Source organism: Embleya sp. NPDC059237 (genome assembly GCF_042754105.1).
GTDB lineage: Bacteria > Actinomycetota > Actinomycetes > Streptomycetales > Streptomycetaceae > Embleya.
The window spans coordinates 1-23,203 of record NZ_JBHZAE010000015.1 but is presented as its reverse complement, the minus strand read 5'-3'; the positions used below and the strand labels follow the sequence as shown (position 1 = coordinate 23,203).

General features: G+C 71.5%; 20 protein-coding genes. 8 read left to right on the top strand and 12 right to left on the bottom strand.

Annotation, left to right across the window (positions count from 1 at the left end):
* Positions 1-49 precede the first annotated feature (49 nt).
* Positions 50-544 (top strand): DUF2867 domain-containing protein, encoded by a 495-nt coding sequence (locus tag ACFXKZ_RS36750; RefSeq protein ID WP_380006944.1) that lies wholly within the window; start codon positions 50-52, stop codon positions 542-544.
* A gap of 157 nt (positions 545-701) precedes the next feature.
* Positions 702-2,900, top strand: coding sequence for an MMPL family transporter (locus ACFXKZ_RS36745; RefSeq protein WP_380006941.1), 2,199 nt, complete (start codon positions 702-704; stop codon positions 2,898-2,900).
* 30 nt (positions 2,901-2,930) lie between these two features.
* On the opposite strand, the gene ACFXKZ_RS36740 is transcribed toward ACFXKZ_RS36745, so the two are convergent.
* The gene (locus ACFXKZ_RS36740) at positions 2,931-4,553 is read right to left on the bottom strand and encodes a flavin-containing monooxygenase (protein ID WP_380006938.1); all 1,623 of its coding nucleotides are present in this window, start codon (positions 4,551-4,553) and stop codon (positions 2,931-2,933) included.
* A 170-nt stretch (positions 4,554-4,723) separates the two neighbouring features.
* On the opposite strand from ACFXKZ_RS36740, the gene ACFXKZ_RS36735 reads away from it, so the two are divergent.
* Together ACFXKZ_RS36735 and ACFXKZ_RS36730 are read left to right on the top strand one after the other, a co-directional pair.
* Entirely contained in the window at positions 4,724-5,383 is a 660-nt protein-coding gene (locus ACFXKZ_RS36735) for a TetR/AcrR family transcriptional regulator (protein WP_380006935.1), read from the top strand.
* A 523-nt stretch (positions 5,384-5,906) separates the two neighbouring features.
* A complete protein-coding gene (locus ACFXKZ_RS36730) occupies positions 5,907-7,022 on the top strand; it encodes a chitinase (protein ID WP_380006932.1) in 1,116 nt (371 codons plus the stop codon).
* A 148-nt stretch (positions 7,023-7,170) separates the two neighbouring features.
* Here the strand turns inward: ACFXKZ_RS36730 and ACFXKZ_RS36725 are convergent, their stop codons facing one another.
* The 3 genes from ACFXKZ_RS36725 to ACFXKZ_RS36715 form a co-directional block, all read right to left on the bottom strand.
* Positions 7,171-7,413 carry a hypothetical protein gene (locus ACFXKZ_RS36725; RefSeq protein ID WP_380006929.1) on the bottom strand — a complete coding sequence of 81 codons (243 nt, stop codon included), beginning with the start codon at positions 7,411-7,413 and terminating at the stop codon, positions 7,171-7,173.
* A 281-nt stretch (positions 7,414-7,694) separates the two neighbouring features.
* The gene (locus tag ACFXKZ_RS36720) at positions 7,695-8,477 is read right to left on the bottom strand and encodes an SDR family NAD(P)-dependent oxidoreductase (protein ID WP_380006926.1); all 783 of its coding nucleotides are present in this window, start codon (positions 8,475-8,477) and stop codon (positions 7,695-7,697) included.
* Positions 8,478-9,050: 573 nt separating this feature from the next.
* Positions 9,051-9,269 (bottom strand): hypothetical protein, encoded by a 219-nt coding sequence (locus ACFXKZ_RS36715; protein WP_380006923.1) that lies wholly within the window; start codon positions 9,267-9,269, stop codon positions 9,051-9,053.
* A gap of 302 nt (positions 9,270-9,571) precedes the next feature.
* Between ACFXKZ_RS36715 and ACFXKZ_RS36710 the strand changes: the two genes are divergently transcribed.
* Positions 9,572-10,390 carry an alpha/beta hydrolase gene (locus ACFXKZ_RS36710; RefSeq protein ID WP_380006920.1) on the top strand — a complete coding sequence of 273 codons (819 nt, stop codon included), beginning with the start codon at positions 9,572-9,574 and terminating at the stop codon, positions 10,388-10,390.
* A gap of 10 nt (positions 10,391-10,400) precedes the next feature.
* Here ACFXKZ_RS36710 and ACFXKZ_RS36705 read toward each other — a convergent pair whose 3' ends face one another.
* The 4 genes from ACFXKZ_RS36705 to ACFXKZ_RS36690 all read right to left on the bottom strand — a co-directional run bounded on the left by ACFXKZ_RS36705 (position 10,401) and on the right by ACFXKZ_RS36690 (position 13,492).
* Positions 10,401-11,603: a methyltransferase domain-containing protein gene (locus ACFXKZ_RS36705; protein WP_380006917.1), complete on the bottom strand. Its 1,203-nt coding sequence runs from the start codon at positions 11,601-11,603 to the stop codon at positions 10,401-10,403.
* A gap of 170 nt (positions 11,604-11,773) precedes the next feature.
* The gene (locus tag ACFXKZ_RS36700; protein WP_380006914.1) at positions 11,774-12,271 is read right to left on the bottom strand and encodes a nucleoside deaminase; all 498 of its coding nucleotides are present in this window, start codon (positions 12,269-12,271) and stop codon (positions 11,774-11,776) included.
* A gap of 84 nt (positions 12,272-12,355) precedes the next feature.
* Positions 12,356-12,826, bottom strand: coding sequence for a cyanase (gene cynS, locus ACFXKZ_RS36695; RefSeq protein ID WP_380006911.1), 471 nt, complete (start codon positions 12,824-12,826; stop codon positions 12,356-12,358).
* Between the two features lie 54 nt (positions 12,827-12,880).
* Positions 12,881-13,492: a carbonic anhydrase gene (locus ACFXKZ_RS36690; protein WP_380006908.1), complete on the bottom strand. Its 612-nt coding sequence runs from the start codon at positions 13,490-13,492 to the stop codon at positions 12,881-12,883.
* Between the two features lie 140 nt (positions 13,493-13,632).
* Here ACFXKZ_RS36690 and cynR point away from each other — a divergent pair, with 140 nt between their 5' ends.
* Positions 13,633-14,550, top strand: a complete 918-nt coding sequence (cynR, locus tag ACFXKZ_RS36685) for a transcriptional regulator CynR (protein ID WP_380006905.1) — start codon at positions 13,633-13,635, stop codon at positions 14,548-14,550.
* 101 nt (positions 14,551-14,651) lie between these two features.
* On the opposite strand, the gene nhaA is transcribed toward cynR, so the two are convergent.
* The 3 genes from nhaA to ACFXKZ_RS36670 all read right to left on the bottom strand — a co-directional run bounded on the left by nhaA (position 14,652) and on the right by ACFXKZ_RS36670 (position 18,876).
* Complete coding sequence (gene nhaA / locus ACFXKZ_RS36680; protein WP_380006902.1) at positions 14,652-16,538, bottom strand: Na+/H+ antiporter NhaA; 1,887 nt, start codon at positions 16,536-16,538, stop codon at positions 14,652-14,654.
* 166 nt (positions 16,539-16,704) lie between these two features.
* Positions 16,705-17,559 carry an iron uptake transporter permease EfeU gene (gene efeU, locus ACFXKZ_RS36675; RefSeq protein WP_380006899.1) on the bottom strand — a complete coding sequence of 285 codons (855 nt, stop codon included), beginning with the start codon at positions 17,557-17,559 and terminating at the stop codon, positions 16,705-16,707.
* Between the two features lie 141 nt (positions 17,560-17,700).
* Entirely contained in the window at positions 17,701-18,876 is a 1,176-nt protein-coding gene (locus ACFXKZ_RS36670; protein WP_380006896.1) for a nuclear transport factor 2 family protein, read from the bottom strand.
* A 129-nt stretch (positions 18,877-19,005) separates the two neighbouring features.
* On the opposite strand from ACFXKZ_RS36670, the gene ACFXKZ_RS36665 reads away from it, so the two are divergent.
* Positions 19,006-19,887 (top strand): LysR family transcriptional regulator, encoded by an 882-nt coding sequence (locus ACFXKZ_RS36665; RefSeq protein ID WP_380006893.1) that lies wholly within the window; start codon positions 19,006-19,008, stop codon positions 19,885-19,887.
* Between the two features lie 1,710 nt (positions 19,888-21,597).
* Here the strand turns inward: ACFXKZ_RS36665 and ACFXKZ_RS36660 are convergent.
* The gene (locus tag ACFXKZ_RS36660) at positions 21,598-22,317 is read right to left on the bottom strand and encodes a DedA family protein (RefSeq protein ID WP_380006890.1); all 720 of its coding nucleotides are present in this window, start codon (positions 22,315-22,317) and stop codon (positions 21,598-21,600) included.
* Positions 22,318-22,619: 302 nt separating this feature from the next.
* Between ACFXKZ_RS36660 and ACFXKZ_RS36655 the strand changes: the two genes are divergently transcribed.
* A complete protein-coding gene (locus ACFXKZ_RS36655) occupies positions 22,620-22,820 on the top strand; it encodes a hypothetical protein (protein ID WP_380006887.1) in 201 nt (66 codons plus the stop codon).
* Positions 22,821-23,203 lie beyond the last annotated feature (383 nt).

Genomic DNA, 23,203 nt, shown 5'->3' with positions numbered 1-23,203 from the left:
ACGCCCTAGGATCGACCGGATCGGCAAGTCGGTGTCGGGAGGATGCTTCGTGGGTGGCGCGCGGGTGCGGCGGATCGAGGTGCCTGACGTGGCGGCGCTCGGCGCGGAGTCGTCGGGAGCGGAGTTGCCGGGGGCCGAATACGCCTCGGCGTTCGAGCTCGGGACGGCGACGGCTCGCGCGCGTACCCCCGAGCAGTGGGCCCGGGCGGCGTTCGAGGGGTCGCCGGCCGTATTTCGCGGGATGTTGCTGATCGGATGGACCCTCGTGCTCGGGTTGCGGCTGGGACCGCGGCCGTCGCCGACGCACGTGTTGGGCTGGTCGATCGCGACGTCCGACGCCGACTCGTGCACCGTCACGGCGAGTTCGCACATGATCACGGCGCGCAACACGCTGCTTGTCCGGGACGACGCTGTCGTGTGGATCACTCGGGTGCGCCACGAGCGGCGCATCGGCCGTGTGGTGTGGGGCGCGATCGCGCCGATCCACCACCTGACCGTCCCGTGGATCCTGCGGCGCGCGAGCCGCAGCACGCTGCGCGGCTGACCGTACACACGCAGGACACTCGCCACCGGGGCCGGCCATGCGCCCGGGCCCTGCGCGAGTCGGGTCGGAGGGTTCTCGCGCCGATCGGTCACATTCGGCGCGCGAGGCGCGTCATAGCGGCGACGCCTGTGCCGATCGACACGATCCGGGAAGATCCATGACGTTCACCGAAAAAGCTCCCCCCACGGCCCCGCGAGCGGGGGTGTTCGCCCGCCTCGCCGGCTTCGCGCATCGCCGCAAATGGCTCGTCGTGGGGCTGTGGCTGGTCGTTCTCGCCGGCACCTGGGGCGTTGCCTCGACGGTCGGCGACGACTACCACGAGGACTACTCCATCCCGGGCGCCGAGTCGCAGCGGGCGTCGGACCTGCTCGCCGCACACGCCTCGGCCGAGGCCGGCGACACCCTCCAGATCGTGCTGCGCGACGAGGCCGGCCTGCGTACCGAGGCGACCCGGCAGCGGATCGACGCGATGCTCGGCAAGGTGGCGGGGCTGCCCAAGGTGGCGCAGGTGCGCGGCCTGTACGACGATCCGGCGGCGATCTCCCCCGACGGCCGGGTCGGCTATGCCACGGTGGTGCTCACCGGTACCTCGGAGGAGATGCCCACCGCACAGACCGAGCGGATCTACGACACCGCGCGGTCGATCCGACACGACGGGCTGCGCGTCGAGTTGGGCGGCGAGGCGGCCCGGGCGATGGGTCGGAACGAGAGCAGTGGTGCCGAGGGCGCGGGGATCCTGGCCGCGCTGGTCATCCTGGTCTTCCTGTTCGGCACCCTGATCGCGGCCGGACTGCCCATCGTCACCGCGCTGTTCGCGGTCGGCTCGTCGATGGCCGTGGTGGTGGTCGCCTCCCGGGTGTTCACCATCGCGAGCTGGGTGCCGTTCGTGATGATCCTGGTCGGGCTCGGCGTGGGCATCGACTACGCGCTGCTGATCTTCGCGCGGTATCGCAGCGAACTGGTGCGCGGTACCGAGCCGGCGCGGGCCGCCACGATCTCCCTGGACGCGGCTGGGCGTTCGGTGTTCTTCGCCGGCTGTACGGTCATCGCCGCGTTGCTCGGGCTGGTCGCCCTCGGCCTCGGGTCGCTCCAGGGCATGGCGTTGGCGGTGGCGCTGACCGTGCTCGGCACGATGGTCGCGTCGCTGACCCTGCTGCCCGCGCTGCTCGCGATCTTCGGCGAACGTTTCTCCCGACAGTTCGTCGCCCGAGCGGCGGCCCGGGCCGCGAAGGGCAGGGCGCCCGAGGGCACACTCTGGCGGCGGGTCGGCACGGTGGCGCAACGTCGGCCGCTGGTCGCCCTGTTGGTGGCGGTACTGACCCTCGGCGCGTTGTCGGTGCCCGCGCTCGGTTTGCGGCTCGGTTTCTCCGACGCGGGCAACGACCCGACGGGCACCACCAGTCGCAAGGCGTACGACCTGCTGTCCGACGGGTTCGGCGCGGGCTTCAACGGGCCGTTGATCGTGGTGGTCGAGGGCGGCGCGGTCGGTGCCCAGGCGGCCGGTACCGAGGCGACGACCGTGCTTCGGGCCACCTCCGGGGTGCGTACGGCGGTGGGACCGTTGGCCGTCGCGGACGGGCGGATCGCCACCGTGATGGTCTTTCCCACCTCCGCGCCGCAGGATCGGGCCACCACCGACCTGGTGGGCGCGTTGCGCGACGAGGTATTGCCTTCGGTGTCCAAGTCCACCGGTGCGCGGTTCCTGGTCGGCGGGGCCACCGCGGCGGCGGAGGACTACTCCGCCAAGGTCGCGGACCGGATGCCGCTGTTCATCGTGCTCGTCGTCGGCGTGGCCATCGTGTTGCTGATGATGGTGTTTCGTTCGCTGCTGATCCCGCTCAAGGCCGCGGTGTTGAACCTGCTGAGCATCGGGGCCGCGCTCGGTGCGATGACGTCGGTGTTCCAGCACGGCATGCTCGGCGCGGAGGCCGGTCCGATCGAACCCTGGGTCCCGGTCGTGGTGTTCGCGGTGATCTTCGGACTCTCGATGGACTACGAGATCTTCCTGGTCTCGCGGATCCACGAGGAGTGGAAGCGCACCCGGGACCACGGGTCGGCCGTGCGCGAGGGTCTGGCGCACACCGGCTCGGTGATCACCGCCGCGGGCGCGATCATGATCGTGGTGTTCGCCGCGTTCCTGCTCAGCCCGCAACGGGCGCTCCAGCAGCTGGGGTTGGGCATGGCGGTGGCGATCTTCGTGGACGCGGTGATCATCCGCTGCCTGATCGTGCCCGCGATCATGCAACTCCTGGGCACGCGTGCGTGGTGGTTGCCGGCGCCGCTGGCGAAGGTGCTGCCGAGGTTGGAGTTGGAGAAGAGCGAGGCGAGCGAGGATCCGGGGCCGGGTGCCGCGTAGCCGGCGAACGGCTGAGCGGACGACGGGCGTTCAGCGCGAGGTGGGCTCGGCCGGGCGTGCCGGGGCGGCGGCGCGGCCGAAGCGCATCCCCCGGTCCTGGAGCGAACCGTGCTTGAGCAGCAGTACGTCGCGCGGGTAGTTCTGGTGCAGCCGCCACGGCGCGGTCGGGCCCTGCTTGGGCAACATCGCGGTGCCGCGCAGTACATAGCCGGACTTCAGGTCGAGCAGCGGTTCGAGCGGCGCGTCGGCGGGCGGAGCCTGTGGCATGCACACCTGGTAGCCGTGCGCGTCCATGTGGTTGAGCAGCCGGCAAACGTAGCGGCCGACCAGGTCGCACTTGAGCGTCCACGAGGCGTTGGTGTAGCCGAGGGCCAGGGCGAAGTTGGGCACGCCGGAGAGCATCATGCCCTTGTAGGCGACCGTCTCGGACAGTTCGATCGGGGCCCCGTCGACGGTCAACATCATGCCGCCGATGGCCAGCAGGTTCAGGCCGGTCGCGGTGACCACGATGTCGGCGGGCAGTTCGGCGCCCGAATCCAGCCGCAGTCCGGTTGCGGTGAAGCCGGCGATGGTGTCGGTGACGATCGAGGCCCGGCCGCCGCGCAGCGCGGCGAACAGGTCGCCGTCGGGCACGAAGCACATGCGCTGGTCCCACGGGTCGTAGCGGGGCGCGAAGTGGGTGTCCACGTCGTAGCCTTCGGGCAGTTGCCGGATGGCGCCCCTGCGCAGCACGGACTTCATCAGCCTCGGCGCGCCGCGCGAGAGGTGGAAGGCGAGCATGGTGAGGCCGACGTTCTTGGCCCGGATCAGCGGCAGCGCGGCGCGGTCCGGCAACACCCGACGCAGCCGTCGGCCCACCGTGTCGCGCGCGGGCAGCGCCATGACGTAGGTGGGCGAGCGCTGGAGCATGGTCACGTGCGCGGCGGTGTCGGCCATCGAGGGGACCAGGGTGACGGCGGTGGCGCCGCTGCCGATGACCACCACGCGCTTGTCGGTGTAGTCCAGGTCCTCGGGCCACGCCTGGGGGTGGACGACGGGTCCGGCGAAGTTCTCGATGCCGGGGAAGTCGGGGGTGTAGCCCTGGTCGTAGCGGTAGTAGCCGGTGCACACGAACAGGAACGAGCAGGTCAGCTCGACGACTTCGGTGGAAGGTGCCTCGTCGCCCGGATCGGATGCGGCCTCGTCGGCGGGGTTTGGCGATGGCGTCGGGGTCGGCGGTGCTGTTGATATCGGCGTCGGTATCGGCGTGGCCGAGGGTGCCTGCGTCGGGCGTACGACCGGCCGCCGGGCGGCGCGTACCGTCCATCGCGCCTCGCCGCTCGACCACTCCGCGCCGAGCACCCGATGCCCGAAGCGCACCAGCCGATCCACGCCGTGTTCGCGCGCCGTGTCGCGGATGTAGTCGCGGATCGCCGCGCCGTCGGCGATCGCCTCGTTCGCGGTCCACGGCCGGAAGGAGTAGCCGAGGGTGTGCATGTCCGAATCGGAACGGATCCCGGGGTAGCGGAAGATGTCCCACGTGCCGCCGATCGCGTCCCGGCCCTCCAGGATCGATACGGACTTGCCCGGGGAGTGTCGGCGCAGGTGGCAGGCGGCGCCGATGCCGGACAGGCCGGCCCCGACGATCAGTACGTCGACGTGTTCCCTGGCCATGCCGTTCCCCATTCCGCGAGGGGCGCCCGACAGTGGGCGACGGGTGCGACATCCGAGCGAACGCCGGTGCGGCGCACGGCTACCGGACGGTAGCGTAGGCAACGGTATCGACGTGGCGTCGAGTCAGTCAACACAGTGTCGAGACGTTCGACGGGCGATAGGGTTCGGGGGTGACCGAGACCCCCGCCAAGGACAGCATCCGCCCGCGTCGGGGCCGGCGCGACTCGCGTCCCTCGGGCGACGATCGGGAGCGGGCCATCCTGGCCACCGCGGAGCGACTGCTCGGCGGGCGCGGCCTGGACGAGATCTCCATCGACGACCTGGCCCGCGGGGCGGGCATCTCGCGACCCACCTTCTACTTCTACTTCGCCTCCAAGGAGGCGGTCCTGCTCAGTCTGATCGACCGGGTGGTCGCCGAGGCCGACGCCGGTTCGGAGGGCATGCTCGAAGACCTGCCGGCGGACCCGACGGCCCACTGGCGATCGACGATCGACGCCTTCTTCGCGACCTTCCGGGCCCACCGCGCGGTCACCCTGGCCGCGGCCCGGGCCCACGGCACCAACCGCGAGGTACAGGAACTGTGGGCCCGCGTCATGGAGAACTGGATCCGCCGAGCCACGGCAGCCATCACGGCCGAACGCACCCGAGGCGCCGCCCCCGAAGGCCCCCCGGCCCGCGACCTGGCCATCGCACTCACCTCGATGAACGAACGAGTCCTACTGGCCACGCTCGCCGCCGACCAACCCTCCCTGTCCGAACCGGAAGCAGTAACCACGCTGCTCCACATCTGGCTGACCGCCATCTACCACCCCCCGACCCCACCCCACTGACCGCGCCACACCCCGTCTCGCGCGTCGGTTCGGGCCATACCTCGCCTCGCCTCGCGCGTCGGTTCGGGTCGTGCCTTGTCCCGCGCCCGGCTCTGCGCGTTCCACGCCCAGCCCCGCGCCGCCGCCGCGCCCCGCGCCCGGCCCTTCGCCCGGCCCCGCGCCTCGCGCCCAGCCCTTCGCCTCGGCCCGTGTCCGGCCCCGCGCCCGCGCCGCGTCCGGCGTCCGGCTCCGCGTTCCGCGTCCGGTCCCGGGTCCGCTCCGCGTTCCGCGTCCGGTCCCGGGTCCGCTCCGCGTTCCGTGTCCGCTCCGCGGTCGGCGGCGCGTTTTGTGTGCCGGGGTGCGGTTTGTTTGACGGAGTTTGACTGTGGTCTGGACCTGTTGACCTGAAGGTCTGGACCACTTTAGCGTTTTGGTGTTGCACCACGTGAGTTTCCGGGCCCGTCCCCGCCCGGGAGGTAGGCGTGCCACGCAGGACGTTCCTTCCGTGCCCGGCCGCGCTCGAACGGCCGGAAGGATATCGAGCATGAAGCGCAGGACCTCACGCCTGCTTGGGGTCGCCCTGGCGGTCGCCTTCGCGGTGGGCGGCTCCGTCGCCGCGTCCACCCCGGACGGCATTCAGGGCAGCGGCCGTCCGCACCTGGCGAAGGCCACCGGCACCGCCACCACCGCCGACCCGCCGGACGATCTCTGTCCGCGCAAGCCGAAGCCCTTCGGCAAGGTGATCCAGGGCTACTGGGAGAACTGGGACGGCGCGGTCAACGGCGTACACCCGCCGCTCGGCTGGATCCCGATCACCGACGCGCGCATCGCCGCGCACGGATACAACGTGCTCAACGCGGCGTTCCCGGTCATCCTCGGCGACGGCACCGTCCTGTGGGAGGACGGGATGGACTCGACGGTGAAGGTGGCCACCCCGGCCGAGATGTGCCAGGCCAAAGCGGCCGGCGCCACCATCCTGATGTCCATCGGCGGCGCCGCGGCCGGTATCGACCTCAACTCCCGTGCGGTGGCGGACCGGTTCATCGCGACCGTGGTGCCGATCCTGAAGAAGTACCAATTCGACGGCATCGACATCGACATCGAGACCGGCCTGGTCGGCGGCGGCAACATCAACACCCCGTCCACGTCGCAGGCCAACCTGATGCACATCATCGACGGCGTACTGGCCCAGATGCCACCGCAGTTCGGGCTGACGATGGCCCCCGAAACGGCTTACGTCACCGGCGGCAGCGTCACCTACGGCTCGATCTGGGGCGCGTATCTGCCGATCGTGAAGAAGTACGCGGACAACGGCCGGTTGTGGTGGCTGAACATGCAGTACTACAACGGCAACATGTACGGCTGCAACGGCGATTCCTACTCCGCCGGTACCGTCGCCGGCTTCACCGCGCAGACCGACTGCCTGAACCGTGGCCTGGTTGTCCAGGGCACCACGATCAAGGTTCCCTACGACAAGCAGGTCCCGGGTCTTCCCGCGCAACCGGGCGCGGGCGGCGGCTACATGTCGACCGGCCTGGTCTCCCAGGCGTGGAACAAGTACGGCGGCGCACTCAAGGGCCTGATGACCTGGTCGCTGAACTGGGACGGCTCGCGCAACTGGACTTTCGGCAACAACGTCAAGGCCCTCCAGGGCCGCTGACCGCGCCGACCGCACGGTACGGGCACGCAGGCACACCGGGCGGTCCCGTCACCCCCACCCCGGGGCGACGGGACCGCCACCGCGTCGGTGCGATCCGCATTCCTGGTGAACGCGGTATACGCCGAGTCGAGCCCCGACCACGGGTGGGCTACTGGCCGGCGCCACCCGTGGGCCCGAGCGGGAGCAGGATCGAGGGCTCCGGCGAGGGCAGGTAGGTCGCCGTAGGCGCCTCCCCGCGCACCTGGGCGAGGATGTTCCGCACCACGACCTCGGCGCGCCGCATGGCGTACGCGGCCATCTTGGACTCGGCCAGGTGGTCCCCGTTGATCCGCACCCCGTGGCAGCGGAACCGGATGTCGGCGGATATCCCGCCGCCTCCGGTGGTGTCCACGGTGAACGCCTTGGCCTGCCCGGCTCGCTCGGCGGCTGGGTGATCAGGGTCCTACCCGGGCGCAACTCCACGCCCAGCGCAGCGAGTTGGGCGAGCAGGTCGGCGCGCGGCTCGGGCCGGAAGCCGGGCATCAGCTGTTCGGCGGGATCCACTACGACCGCCTGCGGTCCGGCGTTCACCAGCAACACCCGTTCGGCGCCCGCCGGTTCGGTGCGGGACTCGCGGATCCGGCCCAGCGCGTCGGCGGAGACGTCGCCCCGGCCGCGCGATCCGGAGTCGGTTCAGGTGCGCAGGTGGGAGGCGCCGTTGAGGTCGAGGATCGTGCCGGATGCCCATTCGGCCTCCGGAGAGGTCAACCACAGGACCGCGGCGGCGATTTCGGCCGGATCGGCGACCCGGCCGAACGGGCTCTGGTCGCGGATCGCGGCACCCTCGGCACCGGACAGGCGGTGGGCCACCCGGTCGGTGTCGATGAAGCCCGGGGCGACGGAGGCGACCGCGATCCGGTGCGGGGCGAGCGCCACCGCCAGGGATTGACCCAGTGCGTGCAGTCCGGCCTTGGTGGCGCCGTAGGCGGGGTGGTCCGGCTCGCCGCGGAACGCGCCGCGCGAGCCGACGTTGACGATGCGGCCGCCGGTGCCGCGCGCGATCATGCCCCGGGTGACGAGGTGGCTCAGTCCGGCGGCGCCGACGAGGTTGACCGCGACGTGCCGCTGCCAGGCGGTCACCCACTCGGCGTAGTCGGTCGTGGCGGGGGGATGCGGGGTGTTGACGGCGGCGTTGTTGACCAGCACGTCGATGCCGCCCAGGGCCTCCTCCGCCTCGGCCACGAGCCGCTCGACCGCGTCCGGCTCGGCGAGGTCCGCGCCGATCAGTACGTGTCCCCGACCGGCCAGGCCGCCCAGCGTCTCCTCGGCCTCGTCCCGCCGCGACCCGTAGTGCACCACCACCCGGTCCCCGTGCGTGGCGAACGCCCGGGCGACGGCCCGACCCAGCCCTCGGGCGGCCCCGCTGACCAACACCCGCCGCCCCACGGCGGGAAAGCCCCACGTCTCATCGGACACGACGACCTCCTCATACAGCGTCGAACACCCGAGCCTACGAGGCCCCCGACGACGGTCGACGGCCGCACCCCGGCGGACCCAAGGCCGGCAGGAGAGCATCCCGGCGAGCGCCGACCGGAAGCGAAGCGCCTCGGCCCGCGCGTGCCGTCAACGCCGCACCTCGCCCCGTGCCGGCCGGCAACGAAGCGTCCCACCCGCGCGTGCGGTCAACACCTCACCTCGACTCGCGGCGACCGCCAACGCCGCCTCTCAGCCGGCGCCGCGCCGGCGGCGGTGCACCCCGAGCCGGAAGGCGCGCGCCGGTCGCCGCTGCGCCGGCCCAGGGCGCCTGCCGACGGTCAGCGCCGCACCTCTGACTCGCGGCGATAGTCAACGCCGCGACTCGACCGGCGCGGCGCCGGCGGCGGTGCACCCCGAGCCGGAAGGCGCGCGCCGGTCGCCGCTGCGCCCGAGCCCACGGCCCCTGCCGACGGTCAGCGCCGCGCCCCACAGCCCCACGCGCGCGCTACGGGCGGTGCGCGCCCCGCAGCCCCACGCCCGCCCTACGGGCGTTGCGCAGTCGTGGGCGACCCCTCAGGTTCCGTCGATCTGCAGTTCCACGAAGACGTCCGGGTCGAACGGGACCCACCGGGCCGGGCGGTCGCTGCCGACGATGCGCAGGCGGCACCAGTCCTCGCCGCGCCCGCCGTACCAGCGCGCGTTGATCCGTCCCAGGGCCCAACTGCCGTCCCGGTTACGGATCTCCACCGGCTCGTAGACGCGGCGGATCTCCTCCTCCGGAGGAGCCGTCACCCACTCGACTCCCATGCGTCGCTCTCGATGATCATTCAGCACAGTTCCACCCCCTGAATCGCAGGCGACCAAGCGGCCTCGCTCGCACCGAGCCCGCCGAAACCAAGCTTCTACACATCTGTAGAAACCTTACATGACGCCCATTCCGAAATCCGCCCCCGTCGACACCCCCGCCCCGGACACAACCACACGCCCGCCGCAGCGCGGCCGGCGCCGTGCCGGGGGCGGTGTCACAGTGGCGGGAAAGGATCTTGTTCGGGCTGGTGTGCGGCGGGGGCTTGGTGAGCGAGGCGAGGTAGGCCGTGAAACGTACTCCCGTGGTGTTCATCCATGGTTTGTGGCTGCATTCGACCAGCTGGCGGAATTGGATCGAACGATTCCGGAAGGCCGGCTACGAGCCGCTGGCGCCCGAGTGGCCCGGAGTGCCGGGCACCGTACTGGCCACCCGCCGGGACCCGCAGAGCCAGGCCGGGGTCGGCCTCGCCGAGATCGCCGCGGCGCACGCGGACGTGATTCGTGGCCTCGACACCCCACCGGTGCTGATCGGCCACTCCGTCGGCGGCTTCATCGCCCAGCAGCTGCTCGGCGAGGGCCTGGCCGCCGCGGCCGTGGCGATCTGTCCCGGCCAGATCAAGGGCGTCAAGGCGGTCGGACCGGCCCAGGTGAAGTCGACATACGCCATCCTGCGCAACCCCGCCAACGCCAAGCGCGTGGTGTCGCTGAATCAGGCCCAGTTCCGGTACGGCTTCGCCAACACCGTGACCCGCAAGGAGTCGGAGGACCTGTTCGCGGCCTGGACGATCCCCAGTACGGCCCGCCCGCTCTTCCAACTGGCCCTGGGCAACCTCACCCGCAACTCCGCCGCCGAGGTCGCCACCGGGAACCAGTCGCGTGGACCACTCCTGCTGCTGTCCGCAAAGCAGGACCACACCGTCCCCGACGTGCTGACCCGCGCCACGCTCAAGCGCTACCGCAACTCCCGTGCCATCACGGACTATCGCTGCTTCGAGGACCGGGGCCACTCGCTGACCGTCGACAGCGGATGGCCGGAAATCGCGGAGAGCGCACTGCTCTGGCTCGCCGACGCCGGCTTCCCCGCCGCGGCCCCGACCCCGGCCTGACCCCCGGGCGTCAACCGCGGCCCCGCGCGGGCCAGTCGTGCGCCGGCGGGACGAGCGGAAACGTGGTGGCGCCGTACCACGGTTGCTGGTCCACGACGCCGTCGCCGGCGACCGTGACGGTCAGGCCGAAGTCGTGGATGGTCGGCCGGCCCCGGGCGTTCCACCAGTGCCAACTCGCCTCGACCTCGTGCCACAACCGACGCGGGCCCGACTGCCGGATGGTCGGCGCGTCCGTGCCGAAATCGGCCGCGGCGATCGAGTGACCCCGCCCGGTGTCGGCGCCGTACAGCCACAACGTCGCGCCGAATATCCCGTGCAGCACCGTCCGGGCCAGGCAATCGGGTACACACAGGCCCAGCACGAAGCCCACCGAGTCGAACGGCCCGCCCACCACGTCGTCGTAGCCCAACGTCGTGGTCGTCGCCCGGGCGTAGGCGGCCCAGTCGTCGGGCAGCGCCGCGCCGCCGTAGCGCCGCCAATCCGGCCGCTGGGCCCGCAGCTTCATGAACGCCGTGGCGAGCGTGAACGGCCCGCTCGCACCACGCCGATCGGCGCCCACCACCAGGCGCAGCGCGCAGTCGCCACTGCCGTAGTCGGTGCCCCACGGCAGCACGATCACCGCGCCGGGCGCGGCCTGTTCGATCCACGCCGCCGGCACCCGCCGCACCCCGGCGGTGACCTGGATCCGGTCGTACGGCCCGCCCGCCCGATGGCCCAGCGTGCCGTCGCCGGTGATCACCTCGACCAGATCGCCGAACCCGGCCGCCGCCAGATTCTCCCGGGCCCGCCGGGCCAGGTGCGGGTCGACCTCGATCGAGGTGACCCGGCAGCCGCGCGCGGCCAGCAGGCCGGCGCTGTAACCGGTCCCGGTGCCGACCTCCAACACCCGCATCCCCGGGGCCGCGTCGAGGTCGTACAACATCTCCGCGAGGGTCGAGGGCGTCGACGCCGACGACGTGGCCAACCGGCCCGCCTCGGTGCCGGAGTGCCGGCCGTCGTCCCACTGGGTCACCAACGCCCGGTCCGAATAGACCGCGCGGCGCCACGCCTCCGGATCCCGGTCGCGATCGAGGAGCGCGTCGGTGTCGTCCGGCCAGATCCGGGCGGGCACGAAGTCCTCGCGCGCCACCATGCCGAACACCGACTCCCATCCCGCCGGGAGCACGTCCTTGCGCTTGAGCAGCGCCGTGAGCGTGTCGGGCCCCACCGTCATGAAACGCACCGTCGAGCGGCAACGACGGACCGAGCGGCCATCACGAACCAACCTTTCCGGAGGGTGACTACTCGCCGCACCCTAGAAACGCCGAAGCGTAATCGTCAAGGCGGGTGCGGAAGTTGGCGATATCGACTCCGCAACGGCGGCAAACCGCCCCGGCGTCCGGATCAGGCGGTAGGGGCGCCCGTGACCCGGCGTTCGCCGCCGTTGCGGCGCTGCCACTCGCGGTAGACGTCGGTGGCGGCGGTACGCGGCTCGTATCGCATCGGAAGCCGGCGCTCTTCCCACGGCTTGGCGAACTCCGCGTAGAAGGTGTCGAGTTCGAAGTACCTGCGGTCGTCGACGTAGTGCGGCGCGTAGTCGTCGCGGGTGGTCAGGAAGACGACCTCTTCGGGAGAGCAGTAGTAGAGCGAGCCCAGGCACATCGGGCACGGGTGGGCGAGGACGTAGATGGTGGCGCCGATCAGATGCTCCGTCCCCAGCTTTCGGCACGCCTCGCGGATCGCCAGGATCTCGGCGTGCGCCGTCGGATCGGCGGTCTGGGCCACCTTGTTCGCGCTCTCGGCGACGATCTCGCCGTCGCGGACGATCACCGTCGCGAAGGGCCGGCCACCCTCCTCGACGTTGCGGAGGGCCAGGTCGATGGCGCGTTGGGCGAAGTCCATGGGATTCCTCCGGATTTCCGGGTCATCGGGATTTTTTGGTCGTTCGGGTGAAGGTGTGCGGAAAGAGATGGGAAAGCCGGAATGTCAGAACGGCTTGGTCGGCAGATACTTGCCGTCCAACGTGATCACCGCGCGCTCGCCGCCCTCCGGGTCGGCGACCTTCCGCACGTCGAGGCGGAAGTTGATCGCGCTGATGATGCCGTCGCCGAACTGCTCGTGGATCAGCGCCTTGAGGGTGGTGCCGTAGACCATCAGCATCTCGTGGAAGCGGTAGATGGTCGGGTCGGTCGGCAGGCCCGGGGTGTCCGGGCCCCGGGTGGGGATGGCCTGGAGCAGTGCTGCGGCTTCCGGGCCCAGGTCCAGGAGTTCGGCGACCGCGTGGGCGGCGTCGGCGGGCAGCGGGTGCTGACCGAGGACGGCGGCGGTGACGAACGCGACGGACAGGCCGGTGGGTTCGGCGATCCGCTCCCAGGTCAGGTCCTTGCGGATCTTGGCCTCGACGGCGGTGGCGGCGAGCTGCTGCCGGGCGGTGGGGTCGAACAGGGCGTGCGGCATGGGGTTTCCTTACGAGGGTGTGTGAGGGAGGGGAGGGTCAGGCGGAGGGAAGGGTCAGGCCGGCAGGGCGATCGGCCGGCCCGTGGCGGCGTCCAGCGCGGTGACCGTGCCGGAGCCGATGTCGTAGACCCAGCCGTGCAGGGTCAGTGCGTGCCGGGCCAGGGCGCGGGCCACGCTCGGATGTGTGGCCAGGTTGGCGAGTTGGTCGGCGACGTTGCTCCGGACCAGCGCGCCCACCCGATCGGAGGCGTCCGCGGCCGGACGGGCCCGATCGGGGTTCGCGTGCCGGAGCCAGTCGGCGACCTGCGGCGTACCGGCCAGGTCGTGGCCCTCGGCGAGCGCGGTCATCGCCCCGCAGGCCGAGTGCCCGCAGACGATCACGTCCGTGACCGCCAGGACGGCGACCGCGTACTCGATGCTCGCGGCCACCCCGTCACCGCCGCCCGCGCCCGGTGTATGGGCCGGCACCAGATTGCCGGCCGTACGGATCACGAACAGCTCGCCCGGCTCGCTCTGGGTGATCAGCTCCGGCACCACGCGGGCGTCGGAGCAGCCGATGAAGAGCGTCGCGGGCCGATGGGCATGCGCCAGGCGGTCGAACAGCGGCGCCTTGGCCGGGAACACATCGCGCTGGAACCGGGTGACACCGGCGGTGAGGTGATGCATGGCTGGCACTACTCCCTTACGAAGGCGACGGTGAAAGCGGGGCGCTCCTGCCCGACTGGATCCACCATGCATGACCTGTGCCTATAGCGTCCAAGACGCATTACCCATCGAAGCCATAGTCATCACCTATAGTCGTTCTCATGGCCCCGGAACTACGGCACCTCCGCTACCTGCTCGCCGTCGCCGAGCACGGCAACTTCACCCGTGCGGCGGAGGAACTGCGTGTCTCGCAGCCGACCCTGTCCCAGCAGATCAAGCAGCTCGAACGCATCCTCGGAGTGCGCCTGCTCGACCGGAGCGGGCGCACGGTGCGGCCCACCGACGTCGGCGAGAGCTACCTGCACTACGCCCGCCGGGCCCTCCAGGACCTGGCCGCCGCCGAACGCGCCGTGCACGACGTGGCCGACCTGACCCGCGGCGGCCTGCGGCTCGCGGTGACGCCGACGTTCACCACGTACCTGGTCGGGCCGCTGACCGAGGAGTTGTACGCCCGTCACCCCGGGATCGCCCTCGACGTCGTGGAGACCACCCAGGACCGGATCGAATCCGGCCTGGCCGCGGACGAGTTCGACCTGGGCATCGCGTTTCGCGGCACACACCTGCCGGGCCTCGTCGGGACCGCGCTCGGCACCGAACGGCTCAGCCTCGTGGTCGGCGCGACCCGGCCGACCCCCGCCCCGGACGCCCCGCCGCTGCCGGTGCGCGACCTGGACGCTGAGCATCTGGCGCTGCTCAGCGACGACTTCGCCACCCGAGGGCACATCGACGAGTACTTCGCCCGGCACGGCGTACGGCCCGGGATCGCGGTCCAGGCGAACTCGATCCAGGCGCTGACCGAGATCGTCCGACGCACCCCGCTGGCCACCGTGCTGCCGGACGCGATCGCCCGCGACCATCCGCATCTGCGCCCGGTGGCCGTCGATCCGCCGCTGCCCGTGCGTACCGTCGTGCTGCTCCGCCGGGAGAGCGCCTACCGCAGCGCCGCCGCCCGCGCCTTCGAACGGCTGACGCGGGACGTGGTCCGGGCCCGCGACGACTTTCCGGAATCGGCCGGGTGAGCGCGGTGTCCGCTGCGTCCGCCGTGTCCGCTGTCCCGAGGCGGGTGGGCGCGCCGAGGTGAGCGGGCGCGCCGAGGTGAGTGGCCCCGCGCGCCGCCCGCTCAGCGGTCCATCAGCGCGCGTTCCTTGGCCGCGTGTACGGCTGCCGTGAGGCCGGCGATGTCGTAGGGGCCGTGGTGGCGGCGGCCGTTGACGAAGAAGGTCGGTGTACCGGTCACCCCGCTCAGGTCCGCCGACTCCTCGTCCTCGGCGACCCGATCGGCGCCCTGCCGGGTGCGCAACGCGAGGCGGAACTCGTCGACGTCCAGGCCCAGGGTGCGCGCGTGTTCGATCAGGTCGCTCGGCTTGAGCGCGTCCTGGTGTTCGAGGAGGTGGTCCATCATCTCCCAGAACGCGCCCTGATCCGCGGCGGCCTCGGCGGCGATCGCGGCCAGTCGGGCCCGGGGGTGCACGTCGGGCAGCGGCAGGTGGCGCCAGACGTAGCGCACGTCGCCGAAGTCGGCCAGCAGCTCGCGCACCACCGGCTCGGCCCGACCGCAGAACGGGCATTCGAAGTCGCCGTACTCGACCAGTGTCACCGGCGCGTCGATCGGGCCCCGGATGTGGTCGCGGTCCGGATCCACCGGCACCGCCAGGTCGACCAGGCTCTGCCCGGTGCCGAGCAGCGCCCGCGACCGGGCCGGACGCGGCAGCGCCGAGATCACCACCGACACCAGCCAGGTGACCACGAACGAGCACACCACGGCGCTGAGCACGCCGACCTTGGCCTCGTCCAACTGCTCGCCCTCGAAGGCGAGCGTCGCGATCAGCAGCGACACGGTGAAGCCCACACCCGCGATCGCGCCGCCGCCGACCACCGCGCCCCAGCCGACCGGCGGACGCAGTCGGCCCCCGCTGAGCCTGGTGGTCAGCGCACTGGCACCGATGATCCCGATCGGCTTGCCGAGCACGTAGGCGAACAGGATGCCGAGCGTGATCGGCGAGGTGAAGGCCCGGGAGAGCAGCCCGCCGTTCAGCGTGATCCCGGCGTTGGCCAGCGCGAACAGCGGCACGATCACGTAGCTCGTCCACGGGTGGTACATCCGCTGCAGCCGCTCATTGGGCGACAGCGCCGCCGCCATGCCGCGTCGGGCGGTGCGTTCCAGCTCCGGGGTGGGCTGCTCGCGGAAGGAGCGGAACAGGCCGGTGGCCCGTTCCAGCTCGGCCCGCGACGCCGGGTGGGCGATGGTCAGCAGGCCGAACACCAGGCCGACCACGACCGGATCCACGCCGGACTTCAGCACCGCGACCCAGGTGATCACGCCCAGCACCCCGTACGGGGCACCACGCCGGATCCGCGCGCCGCGCACCAGCAGGACCACCCCGAGCAGGGCCAGCGCGATCAGCAGTGGGGTTACGTCGATGTGGTCGCTGTAGGCGACGGCGATCACCACGAGGGCGACGAAGTCGTCGACCACGGCCACGGTCAGGATGAACGTATGCAGCCGGCGCGGGAACCGGCTGCCGAGCAGGGCGAGCATGCCCAGCGCGAACGCGGTGTCGGTGGACATCGCCGCGCCCCAGCCGTGCGCGGAGGAGTCGCCCGCGTTGATCGCCAGATAGATCAGCACCGGTACGGCCATGCCGCTGAGCCCCGCCAGCAACGGCAGGGTCAGCCGGCGCCGCTCACGCAACTCGCCCAGGTCGAACTCGCGCCGGGCTTCGAGGCCGACCACGAAGAAGAACAGCGTCATCAGGCCGCTGTTGACCCACTCGCGCAGGTCGAGCGCGACACCGGAGTCGCCGAGCCGGATCGACAGGTGTGTGTGCCACAACGACTCGTAGGAGTCGGCGCCGATGTTCGCCCAGGCCAGCGCGGCCAGCGTGGCGACCAGGAGGACCGTCGCGCTGCCGCTCTCGGTACGGATGAACGCCCACCGCGCGGTGCGCGCCCCGCCCTCGTCGAGGGATTGGCCCGCGAGGCCGTCCCCGTTGCGCGGCTGCGTCATGCCTGTGCCCCCCTGTACGTGTTCGGCGCTTCTCGGCCGGACCGGGTCAGAGGATATCCGTCGGCGCGCGGCTGATGATCTTCTCGGACATACCCGGCGTGGGATCGGGTCGGTTCGGCGTGATCTGCCGTGATCTGCGTGATCTGCGCCACGGGGCGCGGTCCGCTCAGACGGAGGCGGTTCCCGGGGCGGTGGGGGTGGGGGCGGGGGTCTTCTTCGGGCCGCCCTTGGGGAGCAGGAAGAACAGTGCCATGACCGGGATCAGATAGGCCGTCCAGACGGTGACCTGGAGGACCGTGGGGTCGGGCTGGAAGTTGAGGATGCCCTTGAGGAGGGTGCCGTACCAGGTGTCCGGGGGGATGGTGTCGCTGATGTCGAAGGCCCGGTTCGACAGCCCGGGGAGGTAGTCGGCCTCCTGGAGGTCGTGGACGCCGTACGCGAGTACGCCGGCGGCGACGACGACGAGTGCGGCGCCGGTCCAGAGGAAGAACCTGGCGAGGTTGATGCGGACGGCGCCGGCGTAGAAGAGGTAGCCGAGCACGACGGCGGTGGCCAGTCCGAGGGCGACGCCGATCATCGGCTCGGTGTTCTCGCCGGTGGAGCGGGCCGTGCCCCACACGATCACCGCGGTCTCCAGGCCCTCCCGCCCCACGGACAGGAACGCGGTCAACACCAGCGCACCCGTGCCCATCGCCAGCGCGTGGTCCAGCTTGCCCTGCAACTCCGCCTTGAGCGCGTGCGAGGTACGCCGCATCCAGAAGATCATCCACGTGACCAGGAGCACGGCCAGGATGGAGAGCGAACCGCCGAACAGCTCCTGCTGCTTGAAGGTCATCTCGGCCGACGTCAGTTCGAGGGTGGCCTCGAGGGCGACGCTGAGCGCGACGGCGGCGCCGATCCCGAGCCAGACGGCGGGCAGTGCGTCCCGGCGGTCGCTCTTGACGAGATAGGCGATCAGGATGCTGACCACGAGGGCTGCTTCCAGCCCCTCGCGCAGACCTATCAGGTAGTTGGCGAACACCAGGTGACCCCGCTCGATCGAACAAATCTCGGAATTTAGGCGAGGCTCACCAAAGCACCCGTTCGGATGCGTCGTCAACATGGGATCGGTCATGTCCGGGCGGGCGGGTGACTGGGGCCGGGCGGTTTGGGGGCCAAAGGCTCAGGGGCGTCGGTGGTAGGCCTTGTTGGTGATGCGCCACCCTTCGTCGACGTGGGCCAGGAGGAAGACGTCGGTGAAGGTGTCGGTGCCGTGTCGCAGGGTCATGGTCGCGGTGGCGACGGTGCCGTGTACGTCGACGGTGTCGATGCGACGCGAGCGGGTCGGCTCGTCCGGGGCGGGCCGGCCGGGGAAGAGCGCGCAATATTCGTCGAGACCCCACGAGACGAACGCGCCGTCCCGGATGCCCTCGACGTGCGCGGTGGGCAGGAACGCGGCGCGGAAGTGGGCGGGGTCGCCGGTGGCGTGTCCGCGTATATAGGCGCGGAGGGGTTCGAGCACCGCGTCGGGGACGGCGGGGGTCAGGGCGGCGACGGCGATGTCGGCCTCGGGGTCGGCCGGGGTGCCGGCCAGGTCGGCCGCGCTGCGCAGCGGGGTACCGGACGCGGCGGCCAGCAGGTCCAGGTCCTTGGCCAGCGCGGCGATGGTGAACTGGGCGGGGGCGGCAGTGGGCCGGTTGCCTCCGCTCGTGAGCATGCTGCGTTTGCGGGCCACGAGTCCGCCGAGCAGGCCGAGTTCGAGTATGTCCAGCACCTCGGTTCGGGGCAGGCCGAGCGCGTCGCCCTGCCGCAGCGCCTCGCGCAGGGCCAGGACTCCGCCGGCGAGGCTGCTGTTGGCGATCAGCTTGAGGGCGGCGGCGGTACCGGCGTCGGCGATGGGCCGCACGGTGCCGAGCGCCGCCAACACCGGCCGCACCCGATCGAGCGTGTCGGGGTCGGCGCCGGCGAGGATGTCCAGGGTTCCGGCGGCGACGGCGGGCACCGAGCCGAGTACGGGCGCGTGCACGTAAGAGGCCCCGAGTTCATGGGCCAGCGCCGACGCGTCGGCGGGGGCGACCGTGCTCGTGTTCACCACGATGGCGTCGGGTCGAAGCGAGGCGCGGACCTGGTCGACAACCTCGCGGCAGGCCCGGCCGTCGAACAGCGCGAGGAGCACGACGTCGGCTTTCGCGACGGCGGTGGTCGGGTCGTCGGTGGTGTGGAAGGGGCCGCCGGTGCTGGGAGGCCCGGAGCGGGTCCAGCCGATGACCTCATGGGAGTGCTCGGCGAGTCGTGTCGCGACAGTGGTGCCCATGCGGCCCAGGCCGAGGACGGCGATCGTGCGCGGTGCGGTGGTCATGCGTCCCAGCGTGAAGCAGTGGCGGGCTCTGCGACAAGCGCAACTTCGGAAGGGCAGGCATGCGTATCTCGCATACGACCTGCCCGGAGCCGCCATACTTGTGCCCAGGCTCGTGCTGGAGGGGGCAAGTTGGATCTCACCGTGTGGCGGACCTTCGTGACGGTGTGTCGGGTCGGGTCGTTGTCGGCGGCGGCGGTCGAACTCGGCCACACCCAGTCGGCCGTCTCCCGGCAGATCGCCGGCCTGGAGCGGCGGCTCGGGGTGGCGCTGGTCGAGCGGCAGGTGCGTGGGGTGCGGCCGACGCCGGCCGGCGAGGTGTTCCGGCACCACGCCCTCGTCGTGCTCAACGAGGCGGATCGGGCGGTGCGCGCGGTTCGGGACGTACGAGACGGGACAACGGGTCGCCCGCTGACCGTCGGCGCGACGCCGTCCCTGGCCGCCGGGATCGTACCCGCCGCGATCCGGCGCCTCCTGGACGACGAAGGCCCGCTGCGGTGGAGCCTGCTGCCCGGATCGAGCGCCGACCTGTACGACCGGGTGCTCGCCCGCGACCTGGACATCGCCGTGGTCACGGACGCGCCGCCGGGCCTGCCGGACGACCCCCGGGTGGAACGACGGCTCCTGGGCGTCGACGAGATGGTGGTCGTCCTGCCCGCCGACCACCCGCACGCCGGCCGGGGCCCACTGCCGATCCACGAACTGGCCGACCAGACCTGGGTCGAGGACAACGACGGCTCGGCGGCCCTCCTACGCCGCCACGCCGCCCGCGCCGGAACCACCGCCCGAATCGACCTGGCGGCGGCCGACCTGCCGGGCAAAATCGCCATGGTCGCCACCGGCCACGCCATCGCCCTGATCCCCGCCGCCCTGACCACCGCCCTACGCACAGACGTCACCACGGCGACCCTGATAGACCCCCCAACCCGCGGCATCTACACGATCACCCCACAACACGACCAACACCCGGCGACAGCGGCCTTGTCCACCCACTTGGCGACAGCGTTCACCTGAGGTGCCTCCGCCGAAGGTCTCGGGCCGGCCGGAGCCGGGGCTGCTTCCGGCGTGCGTTGCGTGTGTGGTCGCGGGTGGCCGGTGCGGGGCCGGTCCGGGTCGGTGGTGGGTCGCCGCCGGCGTGCGGGGCTCCGAGACTGCCGGTCCTTGGCGAGGCGGGTGTGTCGGTCGGCGAAAAAGCGGCCGGCAGCGGCGGGCGGGGAGGGCGGTCGGGTCGGGTTCCCCGGGCGGCCTTTCCGAGTGGGCCGAGTGCTTTCGGCGCGTGTTGCGCTTTGGGTTGCGGGTGGCTGGTGCGGGGCCGGTCCGGGTCGGTGGTGGGTCGCCGCCGGCGTGCGGGGCTCCGAGACTGCCGGTCCTTGGCGAGGCGGGTGTGTTGCTCGGCGAAAAAGCGGCCGGCAGCGGCGGGCGGGGAGGGCGGTCGGGTCGGGTTCCCCGGGCGGCCTTTCCGAGTGGGCCGAGTGCTTTCGGCACGTGTTGCGCCTTGGGTTGCGGGTGGCCGGTGCGAGGCCGGTCAGAGTCGGTGATGGGCCGCCGCCGGCGTGCGGGGCTCCGAGACTGCCGGTCCTTGGCGAGGCGGGTGTGTTGCTCGGCGAAAAAGCGGCCGGCAGCGGGGAGCAGGGAGGGCGGTCGGGTCGGGTCCTCCAGAGGGCCTTCCCGAGTGGGTTGGGGTGCTTCGGGAGCGTTTGGAGGGGAGTTGGGGCTCGAAACCGGATCGCGATCGGTGGTTGTGGGCCCTGAGCTTCGGTGACCTGCGGTTTTGTAGTGTCGGGGCGGAAAGTCGGGCGTCGAGTGCCGGTTTCGTGCGCTCCGACCCCCTTGACGCCGCTGCGAAGACCAAAACCGCCCGATCGCAGCCGACTTCGGACGCCGCGACCTCGCAGAGGCCGTCGAAGAGACCACAAGTGCCCAGTAGGGGCCGAAACCGGATCCCGAGGCACCTCAAACGCTCCCACTTCGCGCTGACCTGCGGTTTTCTCCCCCACCGAGGCCATGACGCCTCACGTCGTCCGGTTTCGTAAACTCTCGCCTCTCACACACGCCCACTGCACCTCGAAATGCCCTGCCCGACCCACTCGGGACGGCTCCTCGGCGGGATCAACCGGACCGCCCTCCCTCCCCGCCGCTGCCGGCCGGTTTTCGCTAAGCGATGCATCCGTCTCGTCGGGAACCCGCTGTCTCGGAGCCCCGCACGCCGGCGGCGGCCCATCACCGACTCTGACCAGCGCCGCACCAGCCACCCGCAACCCAAAGTGCAACGCACGCCGGGAACAACCGACTCCCCGAGAAAGCCCTCCGGAGGACTCGACCCGCCCACCCCCTGCCCGCCGCTGCCGGCCGGTTTTCGCCAAGCAACACACCCGTCTCGCCGCAAGCCCCGAGTCTTGGAGCCCCGCACGCCGGCGGCGGCCCATCACCGACTCTGGCCGGCCCTGCACCGGCCACCCGCAACCCAAGGCGCAACGCGCGCCGAAAGCACCCGGCCCACTCGGGAAGGCCCCTGGAGGACTCGGCCCGACCGCCCTCCCGCTCCCTTGCTGCCGGCCGGCTTTCGCTAAGCGATGCATCCGTCTCGTCGGGAACCCGCCGTCTCGGAGCCCCGCACGCCGGCGGCGGCCCATCACCGACTCTGGCCGCCCCGCACCGGCCACCAGCGACCACAAGCGCAACGCACGCCGGAACGACCCAACCACCCGGGCAAGGTGCGGTCGGTCACGGTTCGTCTCGGCGGTGGGAGCCGGGGTCCGAGCCGGGGTCCGAGCCCGAGCCCGAGTCGGGGCGGTGTTTGCGTTGGCGGAGTACCTCCAGTGCGATCGGCAGAAGCGAGATCAGTACCACCACCGCCACGATCGGCAGCAGGTAGGTGTCCACGTTCGGTACGGACGAGCCGAGTCCGTAGCCTGCCAGGACCAGGCCGATCGCCCAGACCGTGCCGCCGATGATCTGCCACAGGGTGAAAGTGCGCACGGGCATCCCCAGTACGCCCGCCAGCGGGTTGAGCACCGTGCGCACGACCGGGACGAAGCGGGCCAGGACCACCGCCTTGGCGTGTCCGTACTTGCCGAGCAACTCCTCGGCCCGCGCCACGCCTTCGTGCAGGCTGCGGTTCTTGTACCGGCTCAGCAGCGCGCGTCCGCCGCGCCGGCCGAGGAGATAGCCGACCTGGGCGCCGAGCAGGGCTCCGACCACGGCGGCGAGCAACACCTGCCACAGGGTCAGGTGCACCCGGTTCGAGGAGCCCGGTACGCACAACAGTCCGGCGGTGAACAACAGCGAGTCGCCGGGCAGGAAGAAGCCGACCAGCAGGCCGGTCTCCGCGAACAACACCACGGCGATGCCGAGCGCCCCGAAGGCGGACAACAACGAACTCGCGTCCAGCACGTTCACGGCCAGGTCGGACACGGCCAAGTCGGATACGGCCGACGAAGGCATGGGCGCTCCCTCCTTCGATAACGCGCGATCCGGTGTCGCTCGGCCGGGATTACGGCGCGGGGAACGACATACCGGAGCTCTGTCCCCGAAACGATGCCGTATCACGGCTCAGAGTCGGCCGAGAGCGCTGTGGGCCGGGCGGGTGACGCGATGAGGACGGGAGCAGGCGGGCCGGGCCGAGATGCGGCCGGCTGAAAACCGCCCCACAGTGCGCCCCCTTCGCCACTGTTGTTATCGATATGCCGCATATTCGTGACCAATTCTCAGCCGTGGCCGGCAAGTGCGCGGGCATCGGGTCCACCATGACGCACCACGACTCATCGCGGGAGAACGGCTCCGACGAACTGGCCGCGCTGGTACGGCAGGCCCGGCAGTGGAGCGAGGCGTCCCCGGACGGCCCGGCCGAGCGACCGCTGCTCGACCCCTCGACGGACTCTCTCCGCGAACGTATGCGTCGCCGCCGCGCCAATCGCTCCAACGACGGCAACGCCCGGAACGACTAGGCGGCGTCGGGGCGGATGGTGATGCCGCGCGGGTCGAGGGCGACGGGATGCCCGCCGCGTCGACCGAGACGCCTCCGGTGCGCCTGCCCGTCGGGCGACTTGGGAAATACCGTGCGGATGCGGATGCGGACAGGGATGCGGATACCGTGTCCGGGCGCGGTGTTCTCGAACTGCGGTGCGTGGCCCGCCTGTCCGGCGGTGACCGCGAATGTGAGCGGACACTGACGGCTCTCGACCGCCGAACACACCCTGGTGGTCCGCCGGTTGCGGTGCTTGCACGCGGCCTAGTACTGCAACGACACTTCGTGATGGCCTCTGCGTCTGTAGTGGCTGATGCGGGCTCGGGCTTGGCTTCTTCTCCGCCAGTGGGACCAGGAGAGTAT